The 12787-nt window shown below is 42.7% G+C and carries 8 protein-coding genes; 5 read left to right on the top strand and 3 right to left on the bottom strand.

Annotation, left to right across the window (positions count from 1 at the left end; all coding sequences use genetic code 11):
• Positions 1-9 precede the first annotated feature (9 nt).
• The 5 genes from P2W82_RS01415 to P2W82_RS01395 all read left to right on the top strand — a co-directional run bounded on the left by P2W82_RS01415 (position 10) and on the right by P2W82_RS01395 (position 5743).
• Positions 10-897: a Ppx/GppA phosphatase family protein gene (locus tag P2W82_RS01415; RefSeq protein ID WP_336514043.1), complete on the top strand. Its 888-nt coding sequence runs from the start codon at positions 10-12 to the stop codon at positions 895-897.
• Between the two features lie 119 nt (positions 898-1016).
• Positions 1017-1832, top strand: coding sequence for a 3-methyl-2-oxobutanoate hydroxymethyltransferase (gene panB, locus P2W82_RS01410; RefSeq protein ID WP_336514042.1), 816 nt, complete (start codon positions 1017-1019; stop codon positions 1830-1832).
• A 47-nt stretch (positions 1833-1879) separates the two neighbouring features.
• The gene (gene amaB, locus P2W82_RS01405; protein ID WP_336514041.1) at positions 1880-3403 is read left to right on the top strand and encodes an L-piperidine-6-carboxylate dehydrogenase; all 1524 of its coding nucleotides are present in this window, start codon (positions 1880-1882) and stop codon (positions 3401-3403) included.
• Positions 3404-3482: 79 nt separating this feature from the next.
• Positions 3483-5171, top strand: a complete 1689-nt coding sequence (locus tag P2W82_RS01400) for a S8 family peptidase (RefSeq protein WP_336514040.1) — start codon at positions 3483-3485, stop codon at positions 5169-5171.
• A gap of 59 nt (positions 5172-5230) precedes the next feature.
• The gene (locus P2W82_RS01395; RefSeq protein WP_336514039.1) at positions 5231-5743 is read left to right on the top strand and encodes a DinB family protein; all 513 of its coding nucleotides are present in this window, start codon (positions 5231-5233) and stop codon (positions 5741-5743) included.
• Positions 5744-5746: 3 nt separating this feature from the next.
• Here the strand turns inward: P2W82_RS01395 and P2W82_RS01390 are convergent, their stop codons facing one another.
• From P2W82_RS01390 to P2W82_RS01380, 3 genes are all read right to left on the bottom strand, one after another.
• Complete coding sequence (locus P2W82_RS01390) at positions 5747-7570, bottom strand: M61 family metallopeptidase (RefSeq protein ID WP_336514038.1); 1824 nt, start codon at positions 7568-7570, stop codon at positions 5747-5749.
• 105 nt (positions 7571-7675) lie between these two features.
• Positions 7676-10492, bottom strand: a complete 2817-nt coding sequence (locus P2W82_RS01385; RefSeq protein WP_336514037.1) for a M16 family metallopeptidase — start codon at positions 10490-10492, stop codon at positions 7676-7678.
• Positions 10493-10579: 87 nt separating this feature from the next.
• Positions 10580-12715, bottom strand: a complete 2136-nt coding sequence (locus tag P2W82_RS01380; RefSeq protein ID WP_336514036.1) for a carboxy terminal-processing peptidase — start codon at positions 12713-12715, stop codon at positions 10580-10582.
• Positions 12716-12787: the final 72 nt, after the last annotated feature.

Here is a 12787-nt window from a genome sequence, read left to right as displayed (position 1 = left end):
TTTTTCTTATTGCGACTTGCTGCAATTGACATAGGAAGTAATGCTGCGCGCCTGCTGATTACCGAAGTGAATATCCGTAACGATGGCACGCCCGGATTTATCAAACTGAACCTCGTGCGGGTACCCCTTCGCCTGGGATTTGATGTTTTCGATACGGGTGAAATCACCAAAGAAAAAATCGGCATGATCCTGCAGACCATGCGTGCCTATAAACACCTCATCAATGCTTATGGCGTAAAATATATAAAAGCATGCGCAACTTCCGCCATGCGGGATGCCAGAAATGCGGATGATATCATCAGGAAAGTAAAACTGGAAACCGGGATCGAAATAGAAATCATCAGTGGTGATCTTGAAGCCACTTTGATTTATGAAAATCATATTGCGGAGACGATGAGTAAGGATCAATCCTATTTGTACATCGATGTTGGTGGTGGTAGTACCGAGCTCACCTTTTTCGATGAGGGCAAACTGGATATCAAGCAATCGTTTAATATTGGGACCATTCGTCTGCTGAAGAATATGGTCACCGATGATCACTGGAACCAGATGAAGGATTTTCTTAAAAACAAAGTGAAGGCCGGCAGAAAAAATATCATTGCCATCGGATCCGGTGGAAATATCAATAAAGTATTTTCCCTTTCAAAAAGAAAAGAAGGAAAATCATTGAATCTGGAAGTACTCCGAGACTATCATAAAGAGTTGAGTAATTTCACGATCGATGAGAGAATTGAAATCTATAAATTACGAAGAGATCGTGCGGATGTAATCGTCCCTGCCCTGCTCATCTTTATCAATGTGATGCGCTGGGTGGGCTGCGAAGAAATTTATGTACCTAAGATTGGGCTTGCTGATGGATTGATACACCATTTGTATAATGAAGTAATGACGTTTTGAGCGCAATACGTCTTCATTTTTTAAAGAGCTTGCCGGTAATAAAAGAACAAAGCCATTAATCAGCAACGCGGAGTCGGACCTGACAACCGGCAACTAATTTTACAATTGACAACTATCAAATGAGCGTCAACAAAGAAATAAAAAGAATTACCACCAACACGCTGGTGAAAATGAAAGCCACCGGTGAAAAGATTTCTATGCTTACCGCATATGATTTTTCTTTTGCCCGCATTATTGATGAAGCTGGAATTGATATAATTCTTGTTGGTGATTCTGCGAGTAACGTGATGGCTGGTCATGAAACTACACTACCCATCACACTGGATCAGATGATTTATCATGCACAGTCTGTTGTAAGAGGTGTGAAAAGAAGTTTGATTGTGGTTGATCTTCCTTTTGGTACTTACCAGGGCAATTCGATAGAAGCGTTGAGTTCTGCGATAAGGATCATGAAAGAGACCGGTGCCCACGCGATAAAACTGGAAGGTGGTGAAGAAGTAGTTGAGAGTATCAAACGCATTATTTCTTCCGGAGTTCCAGTGATGGGACATTTGGGTCTGACGCCGCAAAGCATTTACAAATTTGGTACTTACCAGGTACGCGCCAGAGAAGAAGAAGAAGCATCGAGGTTAAAAGCCGATGCAAAATTACTTGAAGAAGCAGGATGCTTCGGTATCGTTTTAGAAAAAATTCCTGCACAGCTTGCGAAAGAAGTTTCGGAAAGTATTTCAATCCCAACTATCGGAATCGGCGCGGGAAAATATTGTGATGGACAAGTATTGGTGATGCATGATATGCTGGGCATCAATCACGAATTCAAACCGCGTTTCCTCAGGCAATACCTGAATTTATATGAGCTCGTCAATGGCGCCGTGAAAGAATACATTGAGGATGTGAAGCAACAACGTTTCCCGGATGAAACGGAACAATATTAGTTGGATACTTTTTGAACTTTTCTGATTAACTATATCAAATTTTTTCTATGGATTTTTTGCAGAAACTGGGAATTGATTCATACAACCAGGGGGTATCCACCGGGGTACACTGGGTCGGATCAGAAGGAGAAATCATTCCGTCATTTTCACCTGTCGACGGTAAACATATTGCATCGGTGTTCCTGGCAGATGCCAATGGTTACGAAACAGCTGTTGCAAAAGCGCAGGAAGCTTTTAAGGAATGGCGGTTGTGGCCGGCACCAAAACGAGGAGAAGTGGTGCGTGAAATCGGTATGAAACTTCGCGAACACAAACATGCCTTGGGTCAGCTGGTCTCCTACGAAATGGGTAAAAGCCTGCAGGAAGGTTGGGGTGAAGTACAGGAGATGATCGATATCTGTGATTTTGCGGTTGGGCTTTCCCGTCAGCTCTATGGATTAACCATGCAAAGTGAAAGAGCAGGCCACCGTATGTATGAACAATGGCACCCATTGGGCATCACGGGTATCATATCAGCATTTAATTTCCCAGTGGCGGTTTGGAGCTGGAATTCCATGCTGGCCTGGGTATGCGGAAATGTCTGTATCTGGAAACCATCTGAAAAAGTTCCGTTGTGCAGTATCGCCTGCCAGCACATTACAGCTGAAGTATTTGAAAGATTACAGGTGCCCGAAGGCGTTAGTAACCTGGTAGTGGGTGGCAGGGACATTGGCGAATTGATGGCCAGGGATCATCGCATACCACTGGTGTCTGCGACAGGCTCTTCACGCATGGGAAAAGCTGTCGGCATCGCAGTTGCGGAAAGGTTTGGTAAAAGCTTACTGGAACTGGGAGGAAATAATGCCATCATTATAACACCGGATGCAGACATCGATATAGCGATGACGGGTGCTGTATTTGGTGCTGTAGGTACTGCTGGTCAGCGTTGCACCACTACGAGGCGTCTCATCGTTCATTCTTCGATTTATGAAGAAGTAAAATCAAGACTCGTAAGAGCTTACAGCCAGTTGAGAATCGGCAATCCGTTGAACCAGGAAAATCATGTCGGTCCGCTCATCGATACTATGGCGGTGGATATGTACTCCAAAGCCATCGAAGCCTGTAAGGACCAGGGAGGAAATTTTATCGTGGAAGGAGGCGTTTTAAATGGTGACGGTTATGAAAGTGGATGCTATGTTAAGCCCTGTATTGCAGAGGTAAAACCCGATTACCCGATCGTTTGTACAGAAACTTTTGCTCCGATACTTTACATTATGCCGTACAATGATCTTGAGGAAGCGATAGAAATTCAGAATTCAGTACCCCAGGGGTTATCTTCTTCAATTATGACAAAAAACCTGCGGGAAGCGGAGCTTTTCCTTTCACAAAGCGGAAGTGATTGTGGAATCGCCAATGTAAATATCGGAACCAGCGGCGCAGAGATTGGTGGAGCTTTTGGCGGAGAAAAAGAAACCGGTGGCGGCAGGGAAAGTGGCAGCGATTCATGGAAAGCTTATATGCGCAGACAAACAAACACGATTAATTATTCCGCGAAATTGCCTCTGGCCCAGGGAATTAGGTTCGATCTCTAATCTTATGCAAAAAATGACGGAAGGCCTGTAAACACCACGGGTTCTCAGTATTTTTACTGCTTTAAACGATTTGTACATCATGAAGAGACAGGTGCTGGTAGTAGCCATATCTATGTTTTGTTTGCAGGGCTACGCCCAGCAAGCCGCCGTAAAGCAGATTCCGAAATCGTGGCATATGCTTGATTATCAGACGGATGGAATATACGGAACCAGTGTGGAAAAAGCCTACAGAACGATCCTTAGGGATAAAAAACCCAAACAAACCATTATTGTTGCAGTCATTGATTCCGGAGTTGACACCACTCATGAGGATCTTAAGCCGGTTTTGTGGCATAACCCGGGAGAAATTCCAGGAAATGGAAAAGACGATGATGGCAATGGCTATGTTGATGATGTTTACGGTTGGAATTTTCTCGGAGGAAAGGATGGACGTAATGTGACGAAAGACAGCTACGAGGCTGCCAGGGTATATTATCGCTACAAGAAAAAATACAGCCAGATCACGAGTGATAGTTTATTAAGCCCGCAGGAAGCATGGGAATGGAAGAACTATCGTCGCGCCAAAGTACAAATTGAAAGCCAGGCGAAAGAAGCTTCGATGTACGTATTGTTCCTGAAAAGCATTGTGGAGAAACTACCGGCGATGGATAGCGTATTGCAGAAATCGATGAGCAAAAATCTTTACACCGGAGATGACTTGCTGCGATTCAAAGCAACTACCGTTGAAGAGTCCAAAGCCAGGAATACCGTCCTTGGTTTGTTTCAGCAACTGGAGCAGATGGATAAGTACAATAAACAAATGATCGACGATCTGATGACTTTCTACGATGGAGAGAAATCGAAAGTTGATGCTGCTGAAAAAGGCCCCGAAGATTATCGTGGTTTGATCGTGCAGGATAATTACTCGGATATCAATGACCGTTACTATGGCAACAATGATGTGATGGCGGGTTCCCCAATGCATGGCACACTTGTATCAGGCATTATTGCAGCCAGTCGTTCAAATGATATCGGTGTAAAAGGCATCGCTGACAATGTCCGGATTATGGCCATTCGTACTGTTCCCGAAGGAGACGAGCATGATAAAGATATTGCGAATGCGATTCGTTATGCAGTTGATAATGGCGCCAGGGTGATCAACATGAGTTTCGGCAAAAGTTTTTCTCCCGACAAACAATGGATCGATGACGCTGCGAGATATGCGGAATCCAAAGGGGTTTTATTAGTGCAGGCTGCTGGTAATAGTTCTGCAAATGTGGATCAGCAGGACGTCTTCCCGAATCCTAATCCGCTGGACGGAAAATCGAAACCTCTTACCAACTGGATTACCGTTGGAGCCAGTGGAGCGCTTAAGTCAGAACTGGCCGCATCATTTTCTAACTATGGGAAAACGAAAGTAGATGTCTTTGCCCCCGGGGTAGATATTTATTCCACGCTTCCTGGTGGAAATATCTACGGAAGTGAATCAGGTACAAGTTTCGCAAGTCCGATTGTTGCTGGTCTTGCAGCATTGTTGATGAGCTATTATCCTGAACTCAGTGTAAAGCAGGTGAAATATGTTATTGAAAAATCCGTAACTCCAATGAACGGAACCAAAGTAACCAAACCGGGTGCCGAGACACAGATCGAATTTACCGAGCTGTCTGCTACCGGAGGGCTTATCAATGTATACGATGCAATCAGATTAGCCTCCACACTGAAAGGTGAAAAAAATGAGCAGGAAAAAGTTCTTCCTCAGCCCAAACTCAAAAAAACACCCAAAGGATAGGTTGAATTTTTACAAAATGCAGGTCGGTTTGTTGTTTTAATTACTTTTAGAAAAAAAAGATGGCCCGCCCGAAACCTGAAGATTATCCCCCATTTTACGAAACGTATGTGAGCCTGGTAAAGGAAGAAGATGTTCATCAGGCGATTTCATCTTCACTGGTTGAATTAAAAAGTAATTTGTCCGAAATCACCAATGAAAAAGGAACATATGCTTATGCTCCCGGCAAATGGACCGTAAAACAATTGCTGCAGCATGCTATTGATGCGGAACGAATCTTTCAATATCGTGCATTGTGTATAGCCCGGGGTGAACAGCAGTCTCTTCCCGGTTTCGATGAAAATTCGTACGCCGCCAATGCAGATGCATCTGATCGTCATTTAAAAGATCTGAAAGAAGAAATGATGAACCTGCGTCAATCCGGGTTAATGATGTTTCAGAGTTTTACTCCTTTTATGCTCCAACAAAAAGGCACTGCAAATAATAGCCCTATAACAGCATTAAGTCTCGGCTACATACTTATTGGACATTGGCGCCATCATTGGGGCATCCTTAAATCAAGATACGGCATTTGACGTTCAGCGTTGATCGTGTAATGTTGAGCGTGTCCAGCTTTCCAGGATCCGCTTCTGCAATTCATCAGCATTTTCCAGCACCGTGATTTTAAAATCGGGTTCAATTTTTTCAGATGTTGTTACCTCAATTGATTTCTGTTCACCGTTATGCAAAACAACAAAATGCACCTTTTCCCCTGCCTGCTTTTCCTTTAAAATGAAAGCGGTTGGATGTTTTTGAGGTACATCGCCATTTATTGATATTATAACCATACGGCGACGGATACCTGCGTTCCAGGCAGGCGATTGATAGTCCACATTCGTAACAATAGTCGTATCATTCTGATTGCGGGTGGTAACTCCCAACCATGCGCCGGGAATTTTTTTCGGCATGGTATCAATGTCCAGTCCGCCGTATCTGAAATATTTTTTATAGTCGATAGGCTTTGTTGTTGAAACATATTCAAAGAACTCATTCAATTTTTTCCCGGCCATTTCTTCGCAAACAGCCCTGAATTCTTCAGGCGTAAACCCTCGCTTTTTCTGCTGATAATAATCTCTGTACAATTTCCGCATTACATCGTCCAGGGATCTTGTGTTACCGGATGCATGGCGGATATTGAAATCAAGCATCAATCCCAATACCGAGCCCTTATCATAAACGGAAACGGTTCTGTTAAAATCATCATCCTGCCTGCCGAAAGGACCATCGGACCAGGTATTGTAACTCGCTTCGGTGGCGGATTGAAATAACCTGCCGGGTTTATTTTCATAACCCAGTAAACGATCCCGGAAGGCATTAATCAGCTCCTGTAAACTGATCAATCCCGCCCTGCATACAATCAGCTGGTCATAATACACAGTAATACCTTCAGAAACCCAGAGCATGGTTGTTTTATTCTCTTTGTCGTAATCAAATGGACCCAGCTCGACGGGACGGATGCGTTTCACATTGTAATGATGAAAATATTCATGTGCAAGAAAAGTGTACATCCTTCTCTTTCCATCAGGTGTTGATAATGCATTTCCTGTAAATCCAAATGTTGTTGAATTCAGGTGCTCAATACCTCCGGGACCGGGACCGATTCCAAGAAAAAAATATTTCCTGTATGGAATATCTCCAATCGTTGCAATGGCTTCCGCAACGATTTTCTGCAAATCATCTATGAATGCCTTCCTGTTGAACTCACCCGGTTTATATGAAGCAAAATAGTGCGGTATTTTCTTCACCTGAAAAGGCTCCAGGTATTCCAGGGAACCAACAAGGATGGGGCTGTCGAAAAGGATATCAAAATTGTCAGCAGTGAATCTGCGATGATCTTTGTTCCAGAAATGCAATCCGGTGGCAGCACTCCATTGATGAGGAATATGCAGACTGACATGTGCCATCCTGTTCAGTTCCTCAGGCACATACATGAACACACCTGTTGGTACGATATAAGCATGGCTGGTATCAACAAAAGGTGTTGCTACAAATGCTCTTGCTGCTTTTACCAGGTAGGTAATTTTTACCTGCTGTTTTGGTCCGGAAGGGATCTTCCATCCGTTCCTTGATGACTTTATTACAGCGAGCGATTTTCCGGTTTTATCAGCAGCAGAGAGATTACTTACATTATCTGCAAAATTGAGCAGCTGATAATACCCGGGAGTCCAGGCAGGCATTCTTATCTCCAGAGTGTCACCGTTATGGTCAGGCACCTGCATTTCCACCAGGAACTGATGTGTTTCCGGCTTTAATCCGACTGTAAACAGGACTGCCGATTTTGAAGCTTGTCCAAAGGTTAAAACTGAAATTAAAAGACCAGCCGCCAGCCAGCAAAAAGCGGAAAAAAGTTTTCTCGTGTTCAATCTTTGAATTTTGCGCCTATACGAAACAGCCAGTTACTTGCCCAGGAATTACCATCGGCAAAATCAATCACTCAGCTTCTGTTTCTCCTCCCTCTTTACTCCTGCCTACTTCGATTCAGGATATAAAGTACCGATCAGGTAATTCTTCATATCCAGGTATTTATTGGCGGCAGTCTTCACGTCATCAATTGTCAACGCATTCACAACAGATTCGTACTGCAACGTCCATTCCGGATCAAGACCACGCACTTTATCGTTACTCAATGTCATCAACCAGAATTCATTCTGCTTCACCTGCTCATGATATTGATTCTTCCATGTCTCTTTTACTTTATCAAGCTCTTTTTGTTCACAACCGTTTTTCCTTAGATCTTCATAAATACCAAACACTGCTTTTGTAAGTTTCTCCGCATTTTCCGGTCCGCAGGGGAAAGAAGTTGCAATAGTGTATGACCCATAAGGCACATTAGAAAGGCTACTGTTAGCTCCACCACCATAAATACCTCCCATTGATTCCCTTAACTGATCAATTACTCGGAGTGTAATCACTTCAGACAATGCACGAAGTTTTATAGCTTCTGTCTGCGAATATTCGGCGTTGCCGGAAAAACGAATTACTACCTGGCTTTTCTGATCTTCACCTTTTTTAATTTTTGCATCGATAACGCCCATCGCCGGTCGCAGACCTACATCGGTATATTTATGTGTAGTCGGCGACGCTGGAAGACTGGCGATATATTTTTCAAGCAATGATCTGAATTTTACTGAATCGATATTGCCGACAAAAGTGAAATGCATTCCATCAGCGTTTCCAAATATTTTATTGTACACAGCCAACACTTTATCGGCACTCATCACATCATAATCAGAGGGTTTATCTATCACAGGCATCCATGGGTTGTTGTTATAACGCAAACGGGTAAGGGTATCCTGGAAATAAGTTCCCGGATCAGCCATCATATTCTGTACATATGATTTCTGTTTTGCAATTTCTGCCTTGAACAATCCTTCATCTTTTCTTGGCGCAGTAAAATAGAGATATATCAACTGGAAAAATGTCTCAAGATCCTTAATACTGCTGTTGCCTTCAATTCCTTCATCATACATATTGATGTACGGCAATACAGAAACAGCTTTACCAGCAAGAAATTTTTCAAGATCGACAGGTGTTAGATCTTTAACCCCCATTTCCATCACCATCGAAGCACCGGCTTCAGCATTCATTTTATTTTCCAGCGGGAAATTGCTGAATCCACCAGGGCGCATAGCATCCATGAGGATTTCATCATTCTTGAAATCTGTAGGTTTTAATGTCACAGTTACGCCATTACTCAAAGTGAGATTGGTCGTTTTTAATTTATCATTCTTCGATTCAGAAACAATTTTACCTGCAACGGGACCTTTATCAATAAGGCTTCCTCCAACAGATTTTTCAGTATAAGCTACTACCGGGAGTTTTCCTGCATTGTCAATCATGCTTAACAATTGAGCATCCGTAGGCAGGTTTGATTTTGCATTTTCCGGACCCATCAGGATTGCAAACTGACCAGTAGTCAGGTCTTCCCCTGCAGCATATTTATTTATTTCGGCAATAGTGATTCCCGGAAGATAAGCTTTCATGAATTCCAGTTTGTCATCGAAGCTGATCATGTTGGAACCACTCAGGTAATTACCGATATAAGTCTGAACAAAAACTGCTGATTCGGTTTTGTCTTTATCTGCACTAGCCCTTTCAACACTTGTCATCAGGTTACTTTTTGCGCGATCGAGTTCAGATTGCAGGAATCCATATTTTTTTGCAGAACCATAAGTTGTAGCAAAAGCCTCGATTGCTTTATCTACAGGTTTATCGCCAAGTAGCGCAAATGAAGCATTCGCTTTATAACCACGAAGGAAACTGATAGAACCTGCACCACCAATTACAAACGGAGGCTCTTTACTCTTGGTGATTTCAGCAATGCGCTGATTAAGCATGTCACTATAGAGAGATTCGATTACTACTTTGCGATAGTCGTTCCAGGTTTTTACCTTTTCAGATTTTTTAAATGAATGAATAATCTGCAATACTTTCTGCGCTTGTTCTTTATCGGTAAGTACCATCGCAAGATTGCTCTTTCTTTCTTTTATCGGAATTATTGAAGGACGTACACGTGCTTTTGAAGGATTTTTGAATTTGCTGAAGTGTTCGACGATTTTCTTTTCTGCTTCTGCAGGATCAATATCACCAACAACAACTACGGCCATCAGGTCCGGGCGATACCAATCCTGGTAAAACCTCCGTAAAGCATCCGGCGAAAAATTCTGAAGAATACTGTCTTTACCAATGGGCAAACGCGTTGCATAAGCTGAGCCATTGAATATAACAGGGAGATATTTTTTTGACATCCGCTCTCCTGCCCCCTTTCCAATTCTGGATTCTTCAAGAACTACTCCTCTTTCTTTATTGATCTCTTCCGGATCAAGCAATGCATTTCCGGCCCAGTCTTCCAATACAGTAAATCCCTTTTCAACTTTTGCAGGATCATCAGTTGGAATCGGAAGAATATAGATTGTTTCGTCAAAACTGGTAGATGCGTTCAGGTCCGCACCGAATTTTACACCTATCGATTGCAGATAATTCACCAATTCATTCTTCGGGAAATTTGTTGACCCATTGAAATTCATATGCTCCATAAAGTGCGCCAGGCCCTGCTGATCGGCATCTTCCAATACCGATCCGGTATTCACTACTAAACGTAGCTGCGCTTTCTTTTCAGGTTTTACATTCTTACGGATATAGTACATCATTCCGTTCGGTAACTTACCCACTTTGACGCCGGGATCCTGGCGGATCTGATCAGTTAGCTTAAAAACAGGAGTACCCGTCTGTGCCTGCGTGAGAGCAGTTGCAAAAAAGGTCAGCAGTAGGAAGAGTTTGCGCATGGATGTTTTTTTACAAAAATAGCTTTATGAAAATAAAAAAAGTCATCCGCCTGCCGCGGATGACTTTCCGTTTATACAATTTTTATTCTAGTTTGTTTTTGCAACAGCAGAAGTCTGTTTGATCATATCATTCATCACATTTACTGTTTCGTTCAGGTAAATGTCTTTTGTAAGAGATTTCAGCCACTGTTTTCTCCTTTCAAGCTTATCATTATCAGCTGAAAGGTATTTTTCATCTTCCGGAAGTAAAGACACCGGAAGCTCTTTTTGCTGTTTAGTGAGTTCATCCAGTTTTTTGGAAACTGCACGAACTTTCTTCTGCTCTTCGCGGAATTTATTAATGTTTAAAGAATACTCACGGTCGTTATTTTTCTCCAACCATGCGAGGCTTTCATTAATAGCTCCAAAAGTCGGACTGGCTTTGATCCTGTCCATACTTGAAGAACGTATGCCATTGAGATCATATCCCGGATTTACCGGATTGTATACAGCTTTCTGAATTTCATCCCATGGCAAAGCTTCCGGGTTATCTTTTTCCCTGTACTTCAGGTATTCGTAAGTGTCAGGTATTACAATATTTGGCGTAACACCTTTCAGCTGAGTAGAGCCGCCATTGACGCGATAAAATTTCTGCAGTGTAAGTTTAAGTGTCCCCAGGTCACTGTTATCACCCGAAGTGAATGAACTCGTTTTCTCAAGACCAAGGTTACGCTGTACAGTACCTTTACCATAAGTTGAAGTACTTCCGATAATGATACCACGATTATAATCCTGTATGGCCGCAGCGAAAATCTCTGATGCTGAAGCACTGAACTCGTTCACCATTACAGCAAGAGGGCCATCATACAAAACACCTTTTTTATCATCACGTAGAATGGTTGGTCTTCCTTCCCTGTCTTTTACCTGAACAATAGGACCCTCAGGAATGAAAAGACCAGCTATCTGTACTACATCGATGAGTGACCCACCGCCGTTGTTACGAAGATCCATAATAATGCCCTGGACATTTTGTTCTTTCAGTTTTTTCACTTCATTCTCTACATCCTTGGCGCTGCGTGCGCCGTTTGGCCTTTCCCAGTCAGCATAGAATTCAGGAAGAAAAATATAACCAATCTTTTTGTCGCCTTCATTTATGATTACGCTGCGTGCAAATGTTTCTTCAAGTACAATTTCATCGCGATCCAGGGAGATCACTTTAATAGCACCATCTGCTTTTTTCAGCGTCAGTTTAACAGTAGTTCCTTTTTTACCACGGATAAGCTTCACTGCATCTTCAACTTCATAACCTGCAACATCCACCGGTTCTTCATTGCCCTGACCTACTTTTAATATCTGATCGCCAACCTGCACCTGTCCTGATTTCCATGCAGGACTTCCGGTTACAAGCGTTGCAATTTTAATTGCACCGTCATCACCACGAAGTGATGCCCCAATACCAAAAAAGCGTCCGCTCATCTGTTCGTCAAACGACCTCTTCTCGAGCGGAGGGAAAAATGTTGTATGGGGATCCATCATTCCTGTGATGGTATTCACCAACATGTTAAATCTTTCTTCTTCAGTAAACTTTGTACGAAGGCGCTCAAAATTACGGTCAAGCGTAGCCGTTACTTTCTTACGCGCTTCACGTTCGAGGGTTGAATCAGCTTTCGCTACATAATCTTTCTTCGACGCATTCTGTTCCCTTTCTTCAATTGAAGAGCTGTACCTGTCCAGCGCCATATACTTCAAACGTTTACGCCATGCTTCTTTCCGGGCAGCTTCATTCGCCGGATAATCCAGCTTATCACCGTCAAGTACCACCGACTCGTCAACCGTATAATTAAATGGCTGAGCTAAAATGGGCTGATAGATTTGAGCAGCTTCAGCTATTCTTTTCTGATAAATTTCATTTGCAGCGTAAAAAAATGCTATCGGAGCATTGTGCAACTCATCATCAATCCTTGTCTCGTATTTTTTCAGCTCTTTTATATCCGACTGAACGAAGATGTTTTTGTCCGGATCAAGACTGGAAAGGTACTTTTTGAACACGTCTTTCGAAAACTGATCATCAATCTTCCTTGGGCTGAAATGCGCATCCTCAAGCATTTCCGAAATCTGTGTGAATATCTTCTGGTATTTATCTGCAGGTCCTTTGATTCCGGTGTTTCTTGTGGTAGCAAAAGCAATCAGAATTGCAGAGAACAAAAACACCAGAATGAATGGGACAGATTTTTTACTAAACATATTGTTGAGGTATTTAAAGGCCATCTCCAAAATTAACGGTTTTTGAGAACCATTGTTGTAGGTCTGAAATCC

Origin of the sequence: Pollutibacter soli, assembly GCA_029269725.1 — a bacterium.
Classification (GTDB): domain Bacteria; phylum Bacteroidota; class Bacteroidia; order Chitinophagales; family Chitinophagaceae; genus Pollutibacter; species Pollutibacter soli.
The sequence above is the reverse complement of the archived record's forward strand: the minus strand, read 5'-3'. Positions and strand labels throughout refer to the sequence as shown.